Origin of the sequence: Paenibacillus sp. LjRoot56 (assembly GCF_964253335.1) — a bacterium.
GTDB classification, from domain to species: Bacteria; Bacillota; Bacilli; order Paenibacillales; family NBRC-103111; genus Paenibacillus_E; species Paenibacillus_E allorhizoplanae.
This window is the reverse complement of the sequence record NZ_CAXURV020000001.1, coordinates 1,079,249-1,101,323: the sequence shown is the minus strand read 5'-3', so window position 1 is coordinate 1,101,323 and position 22,075 is coordinate 1,079,249. Positions and strand designations below refer to the sequence as shown.

19 protein-coding genes are annotated in these 22,075 nt (G+C 45.5%); 8 read left to right on the top strand and 11 right to left on the bottom strand.

Annotated features, from left to right (window positions below; translation table 11 throughout):
* The first annotated feature begins 315 nt into the window (after positions 1-315).
* Positions 316-2,085 carry a copper amine oxidase N-terminal domain-containing protein gene (locus ACSQ8O_RS05040; protein ID WP_436240686.1) on the top strand — a complete coding sequence of 590 codons (1,770 nt, stop codon included), beginning with the start codon at positions 316-318 and terminating at the stop codon, positions 2,083-2,085.
* A 128-nt stretch (positions 2,086-2,213) separates the two neighbouring features.
* Here the strand turns inward: ACSQ8O_RS05040 and ACSQ8O_RS05035 are convergent, their stop codons facing one another.
* Positions 2,214-3,311, bottom strand: coding sequence for a GerAB/ArcD/ProY family transporter (locus ACSQ8O_RS05035; protein WP_436240685.1), 1,098 nt, complete (start codon positions 3,309-3,311; stop codon positions 2,214-2,216).
* Positions 3,312-3,360: 49 nt separating this feature from the next.
* Positions 3,361-3,582 carry a hypothetical protein gene (locus tag ACSQ8O_RS05030; RefSeq protein WP_436240684.1) on the bottom strand — a complete coding sequence of 74 codons (222 nt, stop codon included), beginning with the start codon at positions 3,580-3,582 and terminating at the stop codon, positions 3,361-3,363.
* Between the two features lie 250 nt (positions 3,583-3,832).
* On the opposite strand from ACSQ8O_RS05030, the gene ACSQ8O_RS05025 reads away from it, so the two are divergent.
* Both ACSQ8O_RS05025 and ACSQ8O_RS05020 read left to right on the top strand, forming a co-directional pair.
* Positions 3,833-4,366 carry a CBO0543 family protein gene (locus ACSQ8O_RS05025; protein WP_436240683.1) on the top strand — a complete coding sequence of 178 codons (534 nt, stop codon included), beginning with the start codon at positions 3,833-3,835 and terminating at the stop codon, positions 4,364-4,366.
* A gap of 104 nt (positions 4,367-4,470) precedes the next feature.
* The gene (locus ACSQ8O_RS05020) at positions 4,471-5,349 is read left to right on the top strand and encodes an SDR family oxidoreductase (RefSeq protein WP_436240682.1); all 879 of its coding nucleotides are present in this window, start codon (positions 4,471-4,473) and stop codon (positions 5,347-5,349) included.
* 99 nt (positions 5,350-5,448) lie between these two features.
* Here ACSQ8O_RS05020 and ACSQ8O_RS05015 read toward each other — a convergent pair whose 3' ends face one another.
* Together ACSQ8O_RS05015 and ACSQ8O_RS05010 are read right to left on the bottom strand one after the other, a co-directional pair.
* Complete coding sequence (locus tag ACSQ8O_RS05015) at positions 5,449-5,955, bottom strand: hypothetical protein (RefSeq protein ID WP_436240681.1); 507 nt, start codon at positions 5,953-5,955, stop codon at positions 5,449-5,451.
* The gene (locus ACSQ8O_RS05010) at positions 5,952-6,314 is read right to left on the bottom strand and encodes a hypothetical protein (protein WP_436240680.1); all 363 of its coding nucleotides are present in this window, start codon (positions 6,312-6,314) and stop codon (positions 5,952-5,954) included. The genes ACSQ8O_RS05015 and ACSQ8O_RS05010 overlap by 4 nt, the downstream gene beginning before the upstream one ends.
* A 456-nt stretch (positions 6,315-6,770) precedes the next feature.
* On the opposite strand from ACSQ8O_RS05010, the gene ACSQ8O_RS05005 reads away from it, so the two are divergent.
* From ACSQ8O_RS05005 to ACSQ8O_RS04995, 3 genes are all read left to right on the top strand, one after another.
* Complete coding sequence (locus ACSQ8O_RS05005; RefSeq protein ID WP_436240679.1) at positions 6,771-7,577, top strand: hypothetical protein; 807 nt, start codon at positions 6,771-6,773, stop codon at positions 7,575-7,577.
* 89 nt (positions 7,578-7,666) lie between these two features.
* On the top strand, positions 7,667-8,365 hold the full coding sequence (locus ACSQ8O_RS05000; protein ID WP_436240678.1) for a response regulator transcription factor: 699 nt from the start codon (positions 7,667-7,669) through the stop codon (positions 8,363-8,365).
* Positions 8,362-9,936, top strand: a complete 1,575-nt coding sequence (locus ACSQ8O_RS04995) for a HAMP domain-containing sensor histidine kinase (protein WP_436240677.1) — start codon at positions 8,362-8,364, stop codon at positions 9,934-9,936. Before ACSQ8O_RS05000 ends, ACSQ8O_RS04995 begins: the two co-directional genes overlap by 4 nt.
* Here the strand turns inward: ACSQ8O_RS04995 and ACSQ8O_RS04990 are convergent.
* Positions 9,898-11,823, bottom strand: coding sequence for an FtsX-like permease family protein (locus ACSQ8O_RS04990; RefSeq protein WP_436240676.1), 1,926 nt, complete (start codon positions 11,821-11,823; stop codon positions 9,898-9,900). The genes ACSQ8O_RS04995 and ACSQ8O_RS04990 overlap by 39 nt on opposite strands.
* On the bottom strand, positions 11,810-12,577 hold the full coding sequence (locus tag ACSQ8O_RS04985) for an ABC transporter ATP-binding protein (protein ID WP_436240675.1): 768 nt from the start codon (positions 12,575-12,577) through the stop codon (positions 11,810-11,812). The genes ACSQ8O_RS04990 and ACSQ8O_RS04985 overlap by 14 nt, the downstream gene beginning before the upstream one ends.
* 190 nt (positions 12,578-12,767) lie before the next feature.
* On the opposite strand from ACSQ8O_RS04985, the gene ACSQ8O_RS04980 reads away from it, so the two are divergent.
* Both ACSQ8O_RS04980 and ACSQ8O_RS04975 read left to right on the top strand, forming a co-directional pair.
* Positions 12,768-13,439 (top strand): response regulator transcription factor, encoded by a 672-nt coding sequence (locus tag ACSQ8O_RS04980; RefSeq protein WP_436240674.1) that lies wholly within the window; start codon positions 12,768-12,770, stop codon positions 13,437-13,439.
* Positions 13,436-14,470, top strand: a complete 1,035-nt coding sequence (locus tag ACSQ8O_RS04975; protein ID WP_436240673.1) for a sensor histidine kinase — start codon at positions 13,436-13,438, stop codon at positions 14,468-14,470. Before ACSQ8O_RS04980 ends, ACSQ8O_RS04975 begins: the two co-directional genes overlap by 4 nt.
* A 374-nt stretch (positions 14,471-14,844) precedes the next feature.
* Here the strand turns inward: ACSQ8O_RS04975 and ACSQ8O_RS04970 are convergent, their stop codons facing one another.
* From ACSQ8O_RS04970 to ACSQ8O_RS04950, 5 genes are all read right to left on the bottom strand, one after another.
* Positions 14,845-16,050, bottom strand: coding sequence for a YhgE/Pip domain-containing protein (locus ACSQ8O_RS04970; protein ID WP_436240672.1), 1,206 nt, complete (start codon positions 16,048-16,050; stop codon positions 14,845-14,847).
* Between the two features lie 65 nt (positions 16,051-16,115).
* A complete protein-coding gene (locus ACSQ8O_RS04965) occupies positions 16,116-16,739 on the bottom strand; it encodes a TetR/AcrR family transcriptional regulator (protein ID WP_436240671.1) in 624 nt (207 codons plus the stop codon).
* A gap of 568 nt (positions 16,740-17,307) precedes the next feature.
* Positions 17,308-18,492, bottom strand: coding sequence for a glycoside hydrolase family 88 protein (locus ACSQ8O_RS04960; protein ID WP_436240670.1), 1,185 nt, complete (start codon positions 18,490-18,492; stop codon positions 17,308-17,310).
* Between the two features lie 59 nt (positions 18,493-18,551).
* Positions 18,552-20,183: a response regulator transcription factor gene (locus tag ACSQ8O_RS04955; RefSeq protein ID WP_436240669.1), complete on the bottom strand. Its 1,632-nt coding sequence runs from the start codon at positions 20,181-20,183 to the stop codon at positions 18,552-18,554.
* Positions 20,184-20,195: 12 nt separating this feature from the next.
* Positions 20,196-22,001: a histidine kinase gene (locus ACSQ8O_RS04950; protein WP_436240668.1), complete on the bottom strand. Its 1,806-nt coding sequence runs from the start codon at positions 21,999-22,001 to the stop codon at positions 20,196-20,198.
* Positions 22,002-22,075: the final 74 nt, after the last annotated feature.

Here is a 22,075-nt window from a genome sequence, read left to right as displayed (position 1 = left end):
AAATTTGTAATGAAAATGAAATCTAACTTTCATGTTGTTTTAATGTAACTTGCCTATAATAAAGACCAACCCCCCTTTAAAATATATATACTTAGACCCACAGCCCGTTGCTGTGGGTCATTTTTTTATCCCACGCAAACCCACAGAGTTCCATTGTGACATTCCCAATCTTTTTCGCAGCTTTTTTCCCAAACCTATCCCGAACGACTCCCAAAGCTTTCCTAAACTTTTCCCAGCGATGTCTCTAGGAAAGTGAATTGCAGGCATTGTAAGATAATGCCAGAAGCAAATTCAAGTGTGGGAGGAACGTTACTCATGACAAAAAAAAGGAAAACAATCATTCACTCCATTGCGTTAAGTTCAGTGCTGGCTGGTGTTTTAACGTTTGGAGGGATCGCAGCCGCTTTTGGCGAAACGGTGCCGACAGGGGTTGAGATTAAAGAATTCAGCCTGCTGGATACCGCAACGGATGTCGTTGGCGCTGCCGATTTTACCCCAGAGGGAAATAAGGACGGCCACTTTAAGCTGCTGCTGAACCTCGCTAATAAAACCATGATTAAGTCTGTTGTTTTGCGGTCAACCGATGATTTCGGCAAGGATAACTATCAAGGCGTTTGGCGAACAAACCGCGTCACGACAGGTTGGCTGTTGGGTATTGTGCAGGATAAAACCGTTGTCACGCCGAGCGGTACCACCCATGAAAGTGAAATTATCAACCCAGGCTTTCGTAAAGATGTGAAAGATCCAGTGGGCGAGTTTGCTGGCAACCTAACGTTTGATTTGTACGCCAGCAACAATGGCACAATCAAAGAAACGCAATCTTATGTACTTGAGATTGAGACTCCCGAAGGTACGGTTGTTTCGAAACCAATTAAGTATAAAAAGCCAATGACGGGTGGCGGAACATCATCCACTTCAACGCCATCACCAATACCAATACCAAGCCCGAACCCTTCCACCCCGCCGGTACCTGCTCCAACACAAGGTCCGATGATTCACGTATGGCTGTCGGGTCAAGAACTCCAATTTGAAGACGCCAAACCGATTATCAAAGACGGTTCTACATTAGTTCCATTTCGCAAGCTATTTGAATCTCTTGGTTTCTCTGTGAGTTGGGTCGAAAACGGTACTACACAAAAGGCGATTGGGACGAAAAATGGGCTAACCATCGAACTCACGATGAATAGTTCCACAGCCAAAGTGAACGGTAAAGACGTTAGCTTGACCATACCAGCTCAAATCATTGACAATCACACCATGGTACCGCTCCGATTTGTTGCGGAAAACAGTGGGTATCAAGTCACTTATGTGAGCGATGGAACTACCGCAACAATCCGAATTGAAGAATCTAAGGACACAAGTCCAACACCCGGACCAACACCTGTACCTGTACCAACTCCCGTACCAGCACCGATTCCGGATTTCCCAAAAGAAAACGCTGAGCCTTATTTAGCAAAAGGATATGTACGCGACATGCAGGGTCACCCGCTCCCTGACATCGTTGTGTATGCCGATAACACGTTGTTGTACGACAGCAATATCATTGGTGTAACCGATGAGAATGGTCATTACGAAATTGAACTGCCACAGCTTGCGACTTCCTGGTCGATGTCAGCTGATATCACTAAATCATTTAACGGTAAAAAATACAAATTCCATCTGGAATCGGATAATGAAGTTCCATTAACGGGAAGCAAAGGCGGGGTTCGGAATTTTACTTGGACGAATTTTAACGGACAAATTTATATATATCCATTTTTCACATCTTCCGATGACTCGATGCCAGAATTCGATTTGAGCGATCTGGAAGTGACACTCACACCTGTAGGTCCGCTCCTTGATGGCAGCACGGGACAAACGATCATTAAACGTGGCGGCCCGGTTATTGGCGGCGGAGGTATTGATGAAATTCCGGTCGGCAAGTACAAGGCAACGGCTCGATGGATGCCCGAAGGATACGCTCCGATGCCTTTGCCAATTAGCAATGGCGGTGCTTATTCCAATTCTGTCGAAGTCGAATTTCGTGAGCCCAACGGCGTAAACACGTCCAAATATCTAAGTGAACTTGAAGTCAAGATTCCATAAACGCGGGATAGATTCCATGCAAATGACCAGATTGAACCTTATCGTTAAAATGCCCCTGACCATAATCTAATCTTAGGTAAAACAAAAGGCTTCAGCTAACAGAGAATGTTAGTTGAAGCCTAAAATCGTTATCCGTTATATTTTTCTCCCTTTCGAAAGAGAGATAAACCAATCATACAAATAGGTAGCAGTAAGCCAAATGTGAACGCATAGGGAAACCATATTTTTGATACGAAGTTAAGGAAATAGCTTTCGTTTGGATATGTAACGATAGATAACACAATCAAAATCATCCCAAAAGGGAAACACAAGGGGCGAATTTCTTCCATTTTGATAACTTGAGCGAAACTAAGGACTGAAGCGTAGAAACAAATCGTTAGTTTAAAAAAGATCGTAATAAACCAGATCCCCGCCATTAAGACTTCTAATCTTTCTAGAAATTGTCCAACACTAATCATTTTCGCTAAACTATAGCTTGGATACAAATTCCTTGCGGTTATTCCTGCTCCAAGAACAAGAATCGAGATCAAGGTTATCATAATCAATAATATTCCCGCGATCAACGTCCCCACAAAAAACGCTTTATTTGTTTTTTTCACACAATTCACGAAAGGAATAACCATCAATAACACGATAAGTTCCATAAAGGGGGTTCCTGTAAAAGGTAAGCTCGCTCTGAGGACAGGAATAATACCTTCGCCGAGATAAGGTTTAAGCTGAATAAGTCGGAATTGCGGTGCCAGAAATAAAACCATAGCAAAAAAGAATATCATAACCCATGGAAAAAAAATTTCCCCGGTACGTGCAATAGTTTCAATACCCTGCCTACTTGCCATAATAACAACTGCGAGAAAAATCATAAGTATAAATTGAAGCGGCGTATCGGGGAGAACCTGGGTTACCACAAAGTCGCCGATGTTCCGCAATACAAGCGCTGCAAGAAGGAAGAAGAAACAGAAATAAAGCAAAGAAACTATTTTCCCTATCCAAATGCCAAATAAAGTCTCACACATCTGTACCAATGTTTGGTTAGGAAATTGTCTTACCAATGCTTGATAAAGAAAGACGGTCAGCAAACCAATACACACTGACAGAATGGCGGCTATCCACGCGCTTTGCTTCGCTTCCGCTGCTAAACCAGAGGGGATTATTAATATGGAGCTTCCAACTGTGAATAGTATGACGAGAATGGTAAATTGTCGGATGCCAATTATACCTTTGCCCATATCTCTGTTATGCCTCCTCTCTTATTTACGCAATCTCACTGTAAAAACCCTAGAATGAAATCGCTACACGGTTGATAAACAAAGGTGACAGCACGATAAAAGGAAGTGAAGAAGTACCAGCAACCGACAAGGCTGCTTTTATCAAAGGTTTATATCCAACAGTGAACATGGGCTGCAACATTTCAAATTGAATCTCCGGTACGAGACATATGACCAAAATAATAAATAACAAAATGATCCATGGAAAATAATCTCCAACCTTGTTGTACAAACATACAACTAACAAATTTATACTTCCCTCACTAGTGATTCAATTTATTGATACTATTCCCATATTTCCAAAAATCATCAATAAAGTATGGCTTACCCAATCGTATGCACGATTATTGCCATAAAAAATACACCACTTCGAATTATCAAAGAGGTGCACTCTACAGCTTGTTATTCAATGTTGAACATAAATATCCATAATTTGGATTAATCGAAAAATTGCGGGTAAAATAAAGCTTACAATATGTGATATGTTGTATAAGATACGAAGGTGGTCAATTTCTATGCATGTTGTAATAGCTTTATTTACTATTTATTCAGTTTGGCGTTGGGCAGATTGGAAGAATTGGCAAAAGTATCACCCAACAATGCTCTTTATCCTGGCTGGTGGTCTTTTGTATGAATATCTAACCAAGGACTATCATTTGTGGGTTTTTCATCCCGACTTTCTATACAATCATCGGATAACGGTCATTGTATATGCAGTAATAACAATGCCCCTAAGCGTTCTTTTGTTCCTCTCAAGCTACCCCATAACTACTAAGTTAAAGCAGCTTATGTACATACTCAAATGGGTATTTATTTATTCATTTGTCGAATTTGCTTTACAGATCTCTGGTAGAATCTCATACGATAATGGCTGGACTTTTTGGTACTCAGTGTTGTTTGATATCATGATGTTTCCTATGCTTAGACTGCATCATATTAAACCACTACGCGCATACTTTTTCTCGTTAATAATTATCATAGTACTGATGTGGTATTTCAAAGTTCCACTAAATTGAATAGTCGATTGTGATAATCACGCACCCATTTCAGCTTCAAGAATAATTTAATAGTAGTTAACGCAAAAATGGAGGGAAACCCATTGCATTCCCATGACTCTCGTGTGACGAAATGCGAAGAAATCCCGATCGAGTTTCCGCCCCAGTACCAGCCTGGACAGCCTGGATTGGAATTTTTGATGCTGCCAAGGCCCGTTTCGGAGCTGCCGGGGCAGGTTGGATCGGGTAGGCTGCAGAATAAGGTTGCGATTATTACCGGGGGGGATAGCGGAATCGGTCGGGCGATCGCCTATTTATTTGCTCGAGAAGGTGCGAATATCGCTGTAGTCTACCTCAATGAACACACGGATGCCTTGGAGACTCAGGAGAGAATCCGGCAATTGGGCCGCTGTTGCTTGACGATTGCCGGGGATATCGGTGATGAAAAATTTTGCAAAGAGGCAGTAGAGATTACCATGTCCAGATTCGGACGGGTTGATATCTTAATCAATAATGCGGCTGAAATGTTTTATGAAGAGGACATGACTAACCTGTCATCCGAGCAGCTGTTGCGGATATTCCAGACGAACGTATTCTCCTGTTTTTATTTTACGAAAGCTGTACTTCCTTACTTACGGCCGGGCAGTGCAATCATCAATACGAGCTCCCTCGCAGCTGACAAAGGCTATCCCGCAATGGCTAGTTACTCCGCTTCTAAGGGTGCCGTTAGCGCACTAACCCGTTCATTGGCGGTATCTCTCGCCGATCGGGGCATCCGGGTCAATGCCGTAGCCCCTGGTCGAACATGGACTCCTCTTATCCCTTCCTCATTTCCACCTGAATTTTACATGTCTTATGGGTCTTTAAATAATTCGGGCCCGATCAAAAGAACGGCACAGCCTTACGAAATCGCACCTATCTATTTATACTTGGCATCGGAAGAATCGCGTTTCGTAATCGGTCAGACGATTCATGTGAACGGTGGAGAGTATATGGGCTTGTGATGAGGGCTGAAGCGCTCATCCATGAGCGCTCAATACATAGGTGCACTAGGCAGTTAATTGTTGGTGAACAGAAATGCCCACGGAAGATTCCGGGGCATTTTATGTTTTCTTTCGCAAAGGGTAATTATTTTCGATAAAATGGTAAATCCTCAGTAAAATTAAAGCAGATATTGGATACAGCGGGATTGAATAATACAATTTCCAACCCGTGTATACAAAGAAACCATTCAGCACATGCAGCCATTCAAAGAAAACCGCAAATGCTGTCCATCCAGCAAGATAAAGTACAAGAAGCTTTCGATGCTTTTTTTCGCGTAGATTCCATTTATCATAAAAAAACAAAAGAAAAAAAGTAAACGGAGGATACAAGAAAACGTGAGCAAATGTTGCAATAGGCTCGTAAGTTTCATTATCGCCGCAGTAATAAAGCTCAAAGGGTGTTGCCGCTAATGCGTAATCATAAGTGGCAACAAACAAGATATTAAACGTCCAAATTATGACGATGGTGATAGTGTCAAAATGCTTTCGTATCCTAAAAAACACTGTCATCGCTATAACTGAGCAAATAACAACGAACCATTCGTTCCAATCAATGTGAAAATTCATGGTTTAGGGTATCCTTTATAAAATTTTCTGCGAAAAACTTTCATGATCATCATTATCAAAATCAAATAACCTGTCCAAAATACGCCCGACCAAAATAAATAGGGTTTCATGTGTTTAAAAACACCTAACCAATCGGAAATCCATTCTAAACCAAACAACAATGCCGAATATTTAATGATCACCCATGTTTTTTTTGTTCTGGATGCTGCTGCGGCAATTTCATTTAAGCAGAACAGCGTAACTAATGGATACAGCACTAGGCGTATGAGCACATGCGAAAACTCAAACATAATCGAGTGCGGGATCACAACAATTTTCATATTCATCGTAAAAATAGCAGACCGGTTTTGAATTAACATAGAAGCTAGGCACCAGTAAAAAAAGATCTCTAACGAATACAGATGTTTTTTTTGATATTTCATAAAGTAAACAAATACCAACAAAGTAACGAAGCTATACAATAGAAAAACCATAGGAGCTCCCTTCCTGGGAAACTTATGGTGTTATTGTTTACTATTTTTCAGTTCCTTATAACCTATTTCCCCCAATATTCCCCAATCATTAGCCATTTGAAAAGCTCCCAATATCTGATCAAATATCATCGGCAAATACTCAGAAAATGAACCGACTTTGCACCACCCGTTTGGTATAAAGAAGGATACAACCTTCCTGTCCACCCGGGGTGGTGTTTTCTTATAAACACATAATTTCCCACAATCTTACGATAGGATGTCCATAATCTTTCGGTACAGTAAGGGTGTAAGGGAAATCAAACAACCCTGCATGCTACATAAATCGAAAGGAGTTTTCACACTATGAAAACAACATGGAAAAAACGCGCCGTTCAAACGAGCCTGCTAGCTATTATGACAACCATCGCATTCGGTGCAGTAAGTGCATCTGCGGCAGATACAACAAGTGAAAAACAACCCACTTCCAAAGCCGTGCAAATGGTAAAGGCTGTTGGAGCAGTGCCAGCCCTTCACTTCCGCTCTTCGAGTGCAGGCTTGCTTAACCAACCTGCTCATGAGCGCAACTATTTGAAAATGCTTGCCACTACGTACGCACCAGATACCCTTGCTGACTGGAAGAAAGCACTCGACGATCGGAAGCAAGCAGAAGCGGATCTGCCGAAGCCTTCCTTCGCTCAGACAGTAACGATTTCAAGTAAAGATGCTGCGGATGGTGCCGTGCAAGTATTCCCATCTTCGGATGCTACATTCATAACGTCAATAGAAGGTGGGAAAGCCATCGAAGCTTTACCTTTACTACCAGCTCTCACTACTGATGAGCTGAAAAACCTTCCCGAAGGGGTGGCTGCTCCTACCAAAGGCTTCATTACAAGCATAACGAAGTCCGATGGAACAGCTCCAGAGCAGATTACCCGTCTTCTTCCAGTTGAGGCTGGTGTAGCGAGTGATATAATGATAGCTAAGCCTGTAGAGTCTGAAAGCATGAAACTTCAACAAAAATTAACAGATGCGGTAGAAGCGGATGATGCAGAAGCGATCCGTGCGATCTTGCCAGATTTGTTGAAGGATTTTGTAAAGGGAACAGAAGACATGCGTGACATCACTAAAAAAATCAAAGAGCAGCAAGCAACAGAAGCTGAGAAAAAATAAATGGTAAGTAAGGTGGATCCGATCGCATATCCTGCGATTCGGCTCCACTTTTCCTCATGTTATAGAAGGCATGGAAGGCGTGATATACGATGTATAGCATCTTTTTAGTAGAAGACGAAGAGCATTTACGAGGCGTACTAGCTGCCTATTTGGAGAAAGAGGGGTGGCAGGTGCGTTCGTTCCCCGATGGGACCTCAGCCAGAGACGCGATCTCGGAGCGGCCGGACTTGTGGGTCCTCGATATTATGCTGCCAGGCGTAGATGGTTTCCAGCTCATCCGAGAGATTAAGGCCGATCAACCGTCACAGCCCGTGATCTTCATCTCGGCCCGCGATGCGGATATCGATCGCATTATAGGGCTTGAGCTTGGGAGCGATGACTATTTGGCGAAGCCGTTTCTGCCACGCGAGCTAGTCATCCGCTGTCGCAAGCTGCTAGAGCGCGTATATGCGCGGCAAGGGAACAGCGTGCTGACAGCTTCCATGGAGCGCCGCTCGCAGCTCACTACGTTAGCTACTTACACGATTGATGAGCCCGCTCGCACCGTAACTGATCGCGAAGGCACTACACTCGATTTGACTTCAAAGGAATTCGAGCTGCTGCTCTACTTCATTCAACATCAAGGACATGTGCTTGAACGGGAGCAAGTGCTGCGCTCTGTTTGGGGCATTGACTACTTCGGCACGGATCGTGTCGTTGATGATTTAGTACGCAGACTGCGCCGCAAGCTGCCCGACATGCGTTTAGAAACCGTATACGGATACGGGTATAGGATGGTGAAAGCATGAGTCTTCGATTAGGCCAGTGGCCGCTCGCCATGAAATTATGGGGAGCCTTCGCCGCGCTGACTTTGTTCATTTTCACACTGCTCGCGGTATTATTGCCGTGGACGTTAAAGGGCTTTTTCACCGAGCAGCTTTATAATATTTTGATGGATACCCAAAGTGGTCTCCAAGTGGAAGCAACAAGAGCTGTGAGTCCTGTTTTCGCTATCCCCCTAACACCACAGCCTATGAACATGACATCAATCTCAGCATCGGATCCGTCGCTTGGAAGTCGCGTCCTAGTTGTCCCTAACGCCGATGGAAGCAGTGTCGTGCAAATGGGAGCTTCATTGAGCGCTTCTGTTCCCACATTGACCGAAGCTTCTAAGCTTTCCGCTCAGATAACAGCTCCTTTTCAAAGAACACTGACCGGCCCTTCCATTCGGCATTTTACCATTAGCGGTACACAAGCAGCTGAGGCCGTAGCAGCTACAGCTGCTACTACGACAACACTCCATTCAGAGCCGTTCATGGCGGCCATGGAGAAAGATGCTTTAGCCCAGATGCAGCCCGTTGCCAAGTATACACGCAGTATTGATGATAACAGTATCTTTTATGTCATTCGCAAAGAGATCGTCCAAGGAGCACCTAACTTTATCGTTTCCTACGCTTGGGGCAACTACCGCAATGATCTCATCATGTCGATGTTCGTCCGACTGATCCTATTGATGGTTGGACTTATCGTGATCAGCTGGCTCCCCTGCTTACTGCTCGCTCGGTATTTCACGCGTCCCCTCGTTCAGATGGAACAGCATGTGGGACGCATGGCCGAGCGAGATTGGCATGAGCCCATCGACACGGGCCGCCGTAAAGATGAGATTGGCCGCCTAGGCAAAGCCATTGAAGGGATGCGGCAACGTCTTGTAAAGCAAGATCGTGCGCAGCAATTCTTCCTGCAGCATACGTCGCACGAACTAAAAACACCGGTCATGGTGATCCGCAGTTATGCGCAATCCATTCAGGACGGTGTTTTTCCGAAAGGCACGTTAAGTGCAAGTTTAGGCGTCATTATGAAAGAAGGCGAACGCCTGGAGAAGCGCATCCGCGATCTGTTATTGCTGAATAAATTGAATTATTTTACGGCCAAAGAGAAGCCTTTCCATGCTTTTGAAATCAAAGCAGTTATCGAAGATGTTGTAGAACGACTCCGCTATAAACGTCCTGAGATCACCTGGGAACTGAACTTAGCTCCTCACACGCTCCTGGGAGATCAGGAACAATGGAAGATCGCTTTGGAAAACATGCTCGATAATCAGCTTCGTTATGCCGAGACTTGCATTCGGATCCGCATGAGCCCCGCTCCTCATTTTGACATTCAGATGAGTAACGATGGCCCGCTCCTAGATCAAGAGATTGCGGATAATCTGTTTGAGCCATTCCGCACTGGCGGCAAGGGGCAGTTCGGTCTCGGTCTGGCCATCGTGAAACAAATTATGGATCATCACGGGATGAGCGTTCAAGCTAAGAATGAACGTGATGGCGTTACGTTCACCATTTTACCTGCTGACGATACGGTTCGAGGCTCCGAGACATAGCACGAAGTAGCAGAAATAAATAGCTGCATAAAGGATCGTCGTCGTTATAACCGGGATTAAAATTTCTCCGCTAATCAGCTGGATCGTCGTCAGCGCCTTGAGAACCATGATGCTGTGCAGGACGCCTAGTATGAGCGGCAGCATGAACACGAACAGGGTCTGTTTGGCAATCGTCGTCCTAATTTCTTTTCGGCTTACACCAATTTTGCGCAACATCGCATAGCGCTCTTTATCTTCGTTGGCGTCCGTTAGCTGTTTGAAATAAATCATACATCCCGTCGCGGCTAGGAAAACAAGTCCTAGGAAGCCCAATGTGAATATATCCATGCCAGCGGACTCCAAGTTTTGACGATATTGAGAGTAGTAGGAGGACAGCCCGTTCTGATCTGTTTTCAGCATCATCAGGGAATTAGAGGTCAACTTCGTTGAACCTTGATTTTTGACGACATACCCTTTGTACGTCACTTCGTCTGATCCTGGAAGCAGCTTGGCATACAGGGTGTCACTCACAATGAAGACGAGATCAGGGAAGCTCCATGGCAGCATCCTTCTTACGATTAACTGCTGGACAGTTAGCGTTTGCTTGCCTGCCTGAGCATTGAAAGAAATCGTGTCTCTCTTCACTTCATTCAAGGTAAACGTTGAATATTTCGGCTGAATGACCGCGATGTCTTGATCTTGGAGTACAACTTGACCCTCTCTGTCTAACGTCTCTGAGGTACGATTGTACATGGAGGCTGACACCAGCTTGATTGGAACTGAACTTGGCGAATGACTTGATGGGTGATAGTAGAAATTCGTTACGTCTGCTGTAACTCGGATAATGGGAACATCCAGCTTAGCTTCGATTGGATGTTCTTTATCCTGCTCCAACATTGCACTAACTTGACCATCGAAGCTGTCTCCTTGTGAAATGTGCATATAACTGAAAGGAGCTTCCTCCTCTGCCTCCTTGGTGATCGTGAAGTAGGCGCTTGAGCCTACCGTAACCGCACAAAGCGTTAGTGCGCTGAGCAGCGCAATCATCGTGAACATTCGCGTATTGCCTCGAATGCGATAAATCAATTGCGCTGTGGAGATCATGTTCATACCTTTGTAGTAACGTGACTTTGTCTTTTGGGCGATTTTCAAGATATAAATGAGTGCATATCGGAATAGCAGATACGTACCGGCGATCAAGGTGCCGAAGATAATGAGGAAGTTTCGTCCCATTTGGGCAGAAGTCGTCATAGGCTGGAACACCGTCCAATAGCCGATAATCAATAGGGCTACGGCTAAAACTGCTGAGAACGCCGATGGCTTCGGAACCTGCTCTCCTTCTTGCTCTGCCTTGAACAATTCCACGAGCTGAAAGCGATAGATCAATCGGTAGCTATGGATCGAAGTTACCACGATAATGCTGGCAAATACGATCAACGTGTTCCCAATCGCCTCAGAGGAAATACTGAAGCTGACTTCAACCGCTGAATCCAGCAATTTGAGGAACATCATCGCAAACAGCTTGGATAGTAACGTCCCCAGCACAATGCCCACCGCAACGGCGCCAATGCCCATCATCATATTTTCATAAAATAACATGGTACCAATCTTACGTTTCCTCACGCCAAGCAAGGCGTACAAACCTACTTCTTTCTTCCGCTTTTTCGTGAAAAATGAATTGGAATACCAGATAAACACCGCAACGAACAGAATGAGTACGATTGAAGCTTGTGTGAATACGGACTTCATGCCCTCCCATTTCTGGACATTCGCCGCAATCTCCTCACTGTAGCGCAAAGAAACGAACGTATAGTAAATCACGACACTGAAAATCATGGAGATGAAGTAGATCAAATAATTTTTCAGATTACCAATGACATTCCGTCTAGCCAGACTAAATAAGGTCACTTGCCCCACCCCCTAGCACCGAGAGCACATCCATGACTTTGTTGAAAAATTCCTTGCGCGAAGCGTTCCCCTTATTTAACTCCGTAAATAATTGACCATCTTTAATAAAGACAACACGTGTACAATAGCTGGCTGCAAAAGCATCATGCGTCACGATGAGAATGGTTGATTTATCCTGCATGTTCAAGCTCTGCAAGCTTTCCAGAAGCTCTGTCGCAGACTTGGAATCCAGTGCCCCTGTCGGCTCATCGGCTAGTACTAGACTGGGGTTCGACACGATGGCGCGGCAAGCGGCTGTTCGCTGCTTTTGCCCGCCAGAAATTTGGTATGGGTACTTATCCAGCAACGAATCAATGCCGAACTTCTTGCTGATCACTTCTACACGGCGCTCCAATTCAGCCACTTTCATCCTTGCTAGGGCAAGCGGGAGAATGATGTTCTCTTTCACAGTCAATGTATCAAGCAAGTTATAGTCCTGAAAAATAAAGCCCAGCTTGTCGCGGCGGAAGTTCGCCAGCTCTGCCTCCTTCATCTTCATCAGACTAATCCCGTCAACAATGATTTCCCCTGAGGTTGGCTGATCGATCGTGGCTAACAGGTTCAGCAGTGTCGTTTTGCCCGATCCAGACGGTCCCATAATACCTACAAATTCACCTTGGGTAATGGTTAAATCGATATCTTTCAGCGCCGTAAATACATTGCCTTTGGTGCCGTATACTTTCTTCAACTGCTTAGCTTCAACGATCGTTTTCATATCGGTTATTCCTCCAATAAACATGGTTTGATTCCTGATACCTCTATCCTACTATCTCCGGGATCATGCAACCATCGAAGTAACTTACAACTCTTCTGCGTTACCTTACAATTTTGTCATGATTATGCTACCATCACTGATGAAATGGTATAATCGGCTCATTCGTCCCTTAAGGAGGCATCGACTGTCAGTGAAAATTATGATCGTGGAAGATGATAAAACGATACGGGATACGGTGGCTGAAGCACTGGGCCGCTGGGGGTTTGAAACGATTATTGTCGAGCAATTTGACGCCGTGCTCACCGTTTATGTGAACGAAAACCCCCATCTCGTGCTGATGGATATTAATTTACCGGCGTTCGACGGATTCTATTGGTGCCGCCAAATCAGGGAAGTTTCGAATGTCCCTATTCTCTTTCTCTCGTCTCGAAATACACCCATGGATATGGTCATGTCGATGAATATGGGTGGCGATGATTTTATCCAGAAACCTTTCTACACCGACGTCCTCGTGGCGAAAATCAATGCTCTGCTGCGCAGAACCTACTCCTATATGGAAACATCAGCAAACGTAATGACCCATAATGGTGTCGTCCTGAATTTGAAGGATGGTGACATCGCCTGTGGGGATCAGAAAACAGAGCTTACCCGGAACGAGTTCAAAATTCTCACTATCCTCATGCAGCATCAGGGCGCTATTGTCAGCCGAGAGCAGATGATGCGCGGACTTTGGGAGGATGAAAGTTTCGTAGACGACAATACGTTAACCGTTAATATTACCCGCCTGCGCAAAAAGCTTGCAGAACTTGGACGCGATGATTTCATCACAACCAAGAAAGGGCAAGGGTACATGATCTCATGAGCTTTCTCTCTTATTTGAAGGATAAACGATATTTCTTAGGGATGTATGCGGTGACAATGCTATTCATTTCAATGATCATGCTTGTCAGTGTCAAAGGGCAGGCCGCCCTTAATAATATCGCCTACACGAATGCGGGCTGTTTTCTATTCGCTGCCTTGTATATAACCTTTGGCTACTTCTATCGGAAGTCCTTCTACAAGGAGCTGAATGAGTTTCTTGGCAAAAGCCAACATCAAGATTGGGCCATCGCGGCAATGCCCGAATCTCAAAACAACGAGCAAGAGCTCTATCTACAGCTGTTAACTCAGCTATCTAAGGATCAAGCCAACGAAACGCATCTCCTGCAATCGGAGATCCGTAGTCACCAGGAATTCATCCTTTCCTGGATTCATGAAGTGAAGCTGCCCATTGCAGCCAGCCGTCTCATCATGGAGAACCGCGCCGGCAAAACCGCGGAATATCTCGTAGACAAGCTCGAAGATGAGCTAAGCAAGATCGATAGCTATGTCGAGCAGGCGCTCTACTACTCGCGTATTGACTCTTTTTCCCGAGATTATTTCATCTCGGAGTTGTCACTGATCACCCTTGTGAAGGATAGTGTTAAGAAGGTGGCCAAGCTGTTTATTGCCAAACGGATTCGTCCCGACATGGAGTTGCTGACCCACAATGTGAACAGTGACAGCAAGTGGCTGGGATACATCGTGAATCAGATCGTGGCGAATGCCTTGACCTACACCGACAATGGTGGGAGCATCACCTTCCGTTCTGAGGAAACCGACTCCGAGAAGCGGTTGATTATTAAAGATACAGGGATAGGGATTGATCCCGCTGATCTAGGTCGCGTGTTCGATAAAGGCTTCACGGGGAAAAATGGCCGAACACACAGCCGCTCCACTGGAATGGGACTCTACTTGGCCAAGCAAATGGCGCTGAAACTGGGGCATGATCTGTCCATTACTGCTGCGGTTGGCGAGGGGACTACGGTCACCATTCACTTCATGAAAATGCAGCATTATAATGATTTGCGTTGATGTTCACGACCAGCAGAAAAGCCTCCGAACCTGAGAGTCAGGTTGGAGGCTTATTGTCATCGGCCCTCGTATTGGCCACTGGATAAGGAACGTGAGTGCGCTAATTGGTCTATAACGAGGTGCTTATCGCATGAAGGGGAACGTCAGTGTACTATTTTGCCTCTACTACCTATATTTCCTCCCAAAGTAGCAGAATAGCGCACCCTCATTCCCTTTCGAAGCCAAACAGATCAAAAATCACGAAATAGCGTATCCTCGTTCCCTCTCCGGTTCGTTAACCCCATTAATGACCTATGAATTAGAGGGGCTATGGTCGGGAGGTGACCTCCTCGCCCAAATCACTTTTCTGTGGTATCTACAACAGATGGACTGTGTTACATAGAACGTGAAGCCTCTATTTTAGCTGCTGGTTGCTCGTGCTTTTTCAACAAGGACAAGAAAATAACCACGATCGCTACGGCACCCATGATGCCTAACGTCCACATCGGACTGCTCAAGTTCAAGTTCTGACGGAAGTAGAACAAATCACGAAGTCCTTCCGCTGAGAAGCGAAGTGGCAGCCACGAGTACAGCCAGTCATGACTGAATGATGGCAATAGTTCGGCTGGCAGAGAAAGCACCGGTGCACCGAAGAAGAACACGAGCACGAATAGCGGCACTCCTTTTAAACCAAGCCAGCTCACGACGGCCGTTTGCAACAGGAAGAAGGCGAATCCGACCAGCGTAAGGAATAAGCCGATCTCCCAATAACTTGGGATGGATAAACCCAGCCATTGGCCTGCTACAAGTAGAATACTGGCTGCAGAAGCTGCGGTGATGACAACACCGCTGAGCAATTGGGAAACTTGGATGCCGAAGCGATGCGAGCGTGAGCCCGTTTGTGTTGCTTTACCAGCTGCCATGAAGAGCAATAAAGTTGTCACCATGGCGCCAAACCAAGCAAGTTGAGTCAATACAACAGGTGCGTTACCATTCGCACTGTTCGTGCCAACAGCATTTAAGTTCTTGTTCGTGACAATAATCGGTGATGCGAATGCTTTGGTTTGGTCAACGGTGAGGGTGCCGCCTTTTTGACTAACTTGTGCTAGCAGCTGCTCTCTAACCTGACCATTAACGCCATTAAGGATCTGGGTTAGAACACCGTTCGCCATCGTAGCTGCGGTATTATTCATCCCTTGGTTCACATATACCGTTATGGATGAAGCCTGTGGCTGAGGGGATAATAAGCTTGCTAACTTATGGCTGAAGTCTGCTGGAATGATAATCGCAGCATAGGCTTGCTCTCTGTCCATCGCATCGATGGCTTCTTGTTCACTTGCCATAGTCGTCCATTTGAGTGGAGAGACCGTATCTGCTTGCGCTGGAGCAGCAGTTATTTTCTCCTGAATGAGCTTGCCGAAATTAATTTCTTGCCCGGTTGGAAGCTTCTCACCTGCATCCATTTGAACGAGCAGCACGGGCAGATTCTTAGGCGTTGGATTCACAGTAGAGCCGAGTTGCGCAACCCCTAGTAAAAGAATGACAAGGAAAACAACAATAATAGCGAGATACGGGTGTTTCTGTTTAAAAAAATGATTCATTGTAAAGCCTCCTTTGATTCATATTATTCATTCAACGTTGTGTGAATGAAATTGCTAAAAAGAAATCACTTTCTCCAAAGTGACACGGTGAAAGCGACCATTCTTTTTAAATAACTATCAACATCCGTCTCCAACATATTCACAGCTGTGAATTGTCCGAGAACGGCCATCATACCGACGGAAATAACTTGTTTGGCCGCTAAGCCAAAGTCCAGCTCTCGGATTTCACCAGCCTCAGCTCTTCTCGACAAAGCTTCTGTTAACGCTTGATGCCGCTGCAAAATCAACTGGGTCATGAAATTCTTATCCTCAGATAAAATATTATCCGAATCTCGCAGCATAATTTTCATAAAATCCGGGTCCCCAACAAGGGTACCCACCAATCTTGAGATAAACAAATATAACGCTTCTTCCAACGGCTGGCCTGGATGAATTCCCTTAATTAACTGATCCATAAGCTCCATGCGAGCTTGCTGAGCCTCATGGAAAATAGTCTCCAATATTTCCTGCTTTCCGCCTGGAAAATAGTGATACAACAAGCCATCTGTGATCCCGATATGTTTATTCATTGCGCGAATCGATGTCCCGTGATAGCCATGCTCGGCAAATAGCTGCTTAGCACCAAGTAAGATTTGCTCTCTACGTTCAGCAGCCTGAAGATCGCGGCTTGTTTTCGGCACTCTTTTCATAGTTATAATCTCACTCTCATCATTTCATTCAACGATCGTGTAATGAATTATAGACCACTTTTTTTGTAAAAGCAAGAGGTTGATGGCAGCAGCAGTAGTGAGTGAGTGTAGTACAACAACAAGAAAATACCCTCATTAGCGACAAGAAAGTCCCTATATTACGTGCAATAGACAAAATTATTTAGTTAAGGCCAGAGCTCCTACTAATGCTTGCGATCCTAATCTCTGGGCCAATCCAATACCTGCGAAAGTGGCCCCGATTACCAGAACTTTAACCGTGTCTTCCATCTTGCTCCTCCCTTATCAATGACTCGTTTCTCTTTGTTTCGGCTTCAGTATAGGGAGTGAACCGACTAACTTTTCAGCTATTCTTATAATTGGCCGATCCCTTCATGTATTCCTGAACAGTAGCTAACTTCAATTCCTCCGTATATTGATTAAATGTTGGTCCTTTTTTAGCCATAGAAAAATCCCCTTCAAGTTGTACTCAGTTCTCCTTAAGGTACCATAAGGTTTTTTCTGAGTGTCTACCAAAGGGGATATTACCAGCGCACCGGTTTTTCACCATTTACCAATACATGCACCAATCGCGCCGCAATCGAACTAATGCTTCAAAGTAGTAATAATCGCCCCATAGATTACACTCATCCACACCCATATTCTGCGGAACGCTATAAACGGCGTGAAGAAGTACTCCAGTGCAGGAAGGCTCTTGAGCGGCTGTGTAGCTGTCAGTTAACGATCGGACGATTGCAATCGCCGCTCCTTCATAAGCTCGCTTATCGGGATCGCTAAGCGGGAGATGACGAGACATTTCTAAGATTCCGGTTGCGGCAATAGCCGCAGCTGAGCTGTCACGGGGGACGCCGGCCCCGTTCAGGCTAAGATCCCAATAAGGCACCTGATCGACAGGGAGGCGGTTCAAGAAGTAGTTGGCCAGCTTTTTGCTTAAGTGAAGATATTGTTCGTCATGTTGGTAGCTGTATGTTAACGGCAGCCCTGCAATGCCCCAAGCCTGACCTCGCGCCCAGCAGGACTCATCGGAGTACCCACCTGAGGTACGCCCGAAGCGAGGCTGGCCTGTCGCTACATCAAAGTAAAACGTGTGATAGGTTGAAGCGTCTTCTCTTACGATATGTCGAGCTGTTTGCTCGACATGCTTGACAGCGGCCTCTGCGTAACGAGGTTCTCCGGTTACTTCACTAGCCCAGTACAATAAAGGCAAATTGTTCGTACAATCAATAATGATCCGACCCTGCTGCTTCGGGTCCTGTAAATTGCCCCATGCTTGAATAATACCTGCCTGTTCCCAATACCGGTCCATGAGTCTATCGGCTGCCTCCAGCGCCCCCTGCTTCGCTGCATCGTTGCCAGTAAGACGATAAGCGGCGACACATGAAAGCGTATATAGAAAGCCAAGATCGTGGGTCTCAATGTCGCTTCGTTGCTGTATACGCTCGATAAAGCTGTTGACATGAATTTCCGCGCATGCCCGATATTTCGCCTCTCCGGTCACTTCATAGGCGAGCCATAGCATGCCCGTCCAGAAGCTGGTCGTCCAACCGACATTAGGACCCGGCATATACACCAAATTCTCGGTGGTTGGGCCAGGAAATACTTCTGTAAATGCCTCCAGCTTCCTGTCAATTTGCTTGATGACATAAGCGATCGCCTGATCGATATAGCCCGTATCGATTTCGGACTGTGTGTACCTCTCCCGCTCTTTTATACCTTCATCATAAACCTGTTTCATCTGTGCTCCTTCCGGTACCTCGATGGAGGTTACCTCCCTAAAAATCTACTCTTCATGCGCTATGAACGTTTCAAACCGCTGGGCAGTATGCCCCAATGCTTTAAAAATAATTTGGAAAAGAAACCCGTATTTGTATACCCTACTTGTCTTGCCGCTTCCTGGACCTGAGCGCCCTCATTAAGTAATTGTTTCGCCTTGGTCATCCTTCGTTCCAGTACATAGCTTGAAAATAGTTGCCCAGTCTCGTATTTAAATAATCGACTTAAATAAGAATGGTTAATGAACAGACGTTCCGCCACATTGTATAAACTAATATCATTAGCCAGTTCGTTATCAATCATGTTCAATACATCTTGAATGAGTTTATTGCCACTCAGATTGTTTGATTGACGACCGAATTTGGTGATGTTCCGTACAAGACGCTTAAAGAAATGATCGATCTGCTCTCGACTTTGCAGCATTTGCACATTTTGAATTGTATCGTAATCCGTACCCGCAATCTCTTGGACTGACCAACCGCGACGCTTGATAATGCCTATCAGCAAATGCACGAGCAGCAGCACCTCTGTCTTCACCTCTTCGACGGTGCCCGATCGGTTAACCGCCGAGTGGATCAAGCGAAGCACCGTTTCAACGGCCGTCGGTTCGTCCCCTTTTTCAATACTGATTTCAAGCAAACGTTCATCGGAGGATATCGCTTCGCGAACGTGGATTTCATCCGCGGTTTCTACGCTGACTAGACTGGTATTCTCGTGGAACGGATAGACGACCCCACCACCGTATAGGATTCGCTGGCTAAGTGCTGCACAAGCCTGCCGATAAAGATCAGCCCCGCCCAACCGGCATCGCCCTGTGCCGCTGATACCGACACTAAGCGATGCTTTCAAGCAGTCACGAACGGTAGACTGAACACGAGCTGCGTAGAAGCCGGCACGAAGTTGAAGATCTCCGTCAGATTCCTCCTCGTTTCCTGCGAGCAGCATAACCGTAGCGCCCCTATCATCCTGAAACACATAGGTATTGTCTCCATCAAACAATTCAAATGAAATACTATGTAATGCAAAGTTAAGCAAATCCGTATCGTCGGCTTTATAACGATCCGTGCCTGCTTCCGGTGCATCCATCTCCATTACTAGAATAGTATAAGGATCTCCCTGCTCAGGAAGTACAAGTTGAACTTCCTGACTATGCCGCTCAATCTCCCAATCCTTGTATGCACCGGCCATCCAACTGCTCAGAAACAAATCACGAAGTCGAGGCAAGTGGCTGCGCCATTTGCTCTCCAGCATCGACAAGCTGTGACGGCTTTCCCTTTCCTTGGAAAGCTTTCCAGCAGCCTCTAAGACCGCCTGCAAAATCTCTTCATTTTCCGCCGGCTTCAGCAAATAACGTTGCACGCCCGCTTCCATGGCACTTCGGGCGTATTCAAAGTGCTCATGGCCGCTTAGAACAATCAGCTTAATCTCGCTCCATTCAGAAGCAATCTGCTTAGCCAACGCCAAGCCGTCCATTTCCGGCATCTGAATGTCCAGCAGCACGATATCCGGCAGCTTACGCTTCATCAATTCAAGCGCCTGCACCCCGTTCTCTGCCTGACCGACAACCTGGATCCCGTGTTCCTCCCAAGGAATGGTTACAGCAATTCGCGTTCTAATCGCAATTTCATCTTCAACGAGAATTAAATTCATCATGCTGAATCACCCCTATGCCTCTCGCGGAAAAATGAGCGTTACCTCGGTTCCCGACGTGTTGCTTTTGATATCCATATCGGCACCTTCACCGTAGTAAAGCAGCATGCGAGATTTCACATTGCTTAATCCAAAAATTTCGTCGGGCGTGTCCTGCTCTTTGGCCAACAGAAACATTTGGCCGACTGTTATTTGCGCTAGCTTATCCCTAATAAAAGTCAAGCGTTCGTCAGAAATACCCTGGCCATTATCGTTAATGCGGATAATCAGCTTACCTTCTTGCACGTTAGCCTCAATCCGCAACAGCTTGCTGCCTACCCTTTTCTCTAAACCGTGCAAAATCGCATTTTCGACCAACGGCTGCAGCAGCAGCCGCAAAATGGACCGTTTCGCCGCTTCTTCCGATACAAACGTTTCTACCGCTAATTGATCTCGAAAGCGCAGTTTCTGCAAATTCAAATAATATTGTAAGTTGGACACCGATTCCCCAACCGTAATAATCTCTCTTCCCTTCCCCAAGCTAATCCTAAAAAACTTAGATAAGTTGACAACCATAGAGCCGATATCCTTCTCACCACTCAACATGGCCGCCGAATAAATGGAATCGAGTGTGTTATATAGGAAATGCGGATTAATCTGAGCTTGTAAGCGCTTAAGCTCTGTCCTTGCTAATCGAAGTTGCAGCTCGTATCCTTCCTGAATCAACTGCTGCTGTTCCTGTGCCATTTGATTAAATGAATCCATCACAAAGCCAAACTCATCTTCTCGATGATGTGTAATCCGTGTTACGAGCTGTCCCTTTCGCATTTTCTGCATTGCATTGACAAGATGACGCAGAGGCTTGGAAATATAGATAAAGACGACCCACGCACTCCAAAAGGCAATACATAGACTGATAATAATAATGACAACCGTCCATGTCTGCAGCTGCTGTGTTTCATGAAATATTTCAGCAGCTGGCTGAACAAGCACAAGCGACAAGCCTGACTTATCCGATACAGACTGTGTAATCAACTGATCTCCCCAGCGAATTGAACCGCTCTCCCTCGGCTCGATAACTTCCTTCGCAAGTTCCGATTCACCTGACATCTCAGCTCCTGTGGAAGCAACGAGTCTCTTATCTGCCGTGTATAAGTACACCGTCGCCTTTGAAGTCGGCAATAAATCACGGATTAAATTCGCAAAATAGCTTTTACGCAGGACGAGAAGAACCACATTGTGCGTTGCCGGCTGATCCTGATTATAAAAGTTCATGAGCCGCATCAGGACGATATTTTGCGTATTCATAACAGGATCCTGTTGTCCGCTTGATTGTAAACGATTAGATGATGGGATAAAGATGGCGTCCGCAAATCCGCTTGCAGCAGCTTGTTTCACCCATTCCTCCTGGTCGGGCTGATCGATTCGCTGATAACCTAGCGTCGTCAACAAGGTATGCGAATAGGAATGTAGAATGGCTGCATGAGCAAACATTGTATTCAACGTTACAATTTGAGATAGCTTACTCGTAATTAAGCGAAAATCAAACAACGTTTCGCCCTCGAGCTCACTCCCAGCCTTCGACAGCATCATATTCAAGTCACTGTCATTGGCAAGCTGTAGCGAAAGCTCCTCTGCACTTTGAAAACTCAGATCAATATAATTCATCACCGCTGTCAATCCGTGTTGGCTTCTCTCCATCAGCCTATTCTGCAGAATATCCTTAGACTTCAGATTTGCATACAGTGCAGTTCCAACTAGCGGAATGAGGGTAAGCACGAAAATGATCGTCAACCGGACTTGCGTCGATTTCTTCGGCCAACGCAGCCATCTCCGTTCCATAGCTTTCATCCTCTCAATGATTGCGCAGAGACAGAAGGAACGAGCCTAAGGCGCAAATGCACCCGAAGTTCGTT

What these genes read in the sequence shown, in the direction of transcription:
- ACSQ8O_RS05015 (WP_436240681.1), bottom strand. Translation starts at nt 5,955, where the DNA reads ATGAATTTTCACATTGATTGGAACGAATGGTTCGTTGTTATTTGCTCA.
- ACSQ8O_RS04965 (WP_436240671.1), bottom strand. Translation starts at nt 16,739, where the DNA reads ATGAAAAGAGTGCCGAAAACAAGCCGCGATCTTCAGGCTGCTGAACGT.
- ACSQ8O_RS05040 (WP_436240686.1), top strand. Translation starts at nt 316, where the DNA reads ATGACAAAAAAAAGGAAAACAATCATTCACTCCATTGCGTTAAGTTCA.
- ACSQ8O_RS05010 (WP_436240680.1), bottom strand. Translation starts at nt 6,314, where the DNA reads ATGTTAATTCAAAACCGGTCTGCTATTTTTACGATGAATATGAAAATT.
- ACSQ8O_RS04995 (WP_436240677.1), top strand. Translation starts at nt 8,362, where the DNA reads ATGAGTCTTCGATTAGGCCAGTGGCCGCTCGCCATGAAATTATGGGGA.
- ACSQ8O_RS04985 (WP_436240675.1), bottom strand. Translation starts at nt 12,577, where the DNA reads ATGAAAACGATCGTTGAAGCTAAGCAGTTGAAGAAAGTATACGGCACC.
- ACSQ8O_RS04950 (WP_436240668.1), bottom strand. Translation starts at nt 22,001, where the DNA reads ATGGAACGGAGATGGCTGCGTTGGCCGAAGAAATCGACGCAAGTCCGG.
- ACSQ8O_RS05000 (WP_436240678.1), top strand. Translation starts at nt 7,667, where the DNA reads ATGTATAGCATCTTTTTAGTAGAAGACGAAGAGCATTTACGAGGCGTA.
- ACSQ8O_RS04960 (WP_436240670.1), bottom strand. Translation starts at nt 18,492, where the DNA reads ATGAAACAGGTTTATGATGAAGGTATAAAAGAGCGGGAGAGGTACACA.
- ACSQ8O_RS05025 (WP_436240683.1), top strand. Translation starts at nt 3,833, where the DNA reads ATGTTGTATAAGATACGAAGGTGGTCAATTTCTATGCATGTTGTAATA.
- ACSQ8O_RS05035 (WP_436240685.1), bottom strand. Translation starts at nt 3,311, where the DNA reads ATGGGCAAAGGTATAATTGGCATCCGACAATTTACCATTCTCGTCATA.
- ACSQ8O_RS04970 (WP_436240672.1), bottom strand. Translation starts at nt 16,050, where the DNA reads ATGAATCATTTTTTTAAACAGAAACACCCGTATCTCGCTATTATTGTT.
- ACSQ8O_RS04955 (WP_436240669.1), bottom strand. Translation starts at nt 20,183, where the DNA reads ATGATGAATTTAATTCTCGTTGAAGATGAAATTGCGATTAGAACGCGA.
- ACSQ8O_RS05005 (WP_436240679.1), top strand. Translation starts at nt 6,771, where the DNA reads ATGAAAACAACATGGAAAAAACGCGCCGTTCAAACGAGCCTGCTAGCT.
- ACSQ8O_RS04975 (WP_436240673.1), top strand. Translation starts at nt 13,436, where the DNA reads ATGAGCTTTCTCTCTTATTTGAAGGATAAACGATATTTCTTAGGGATG.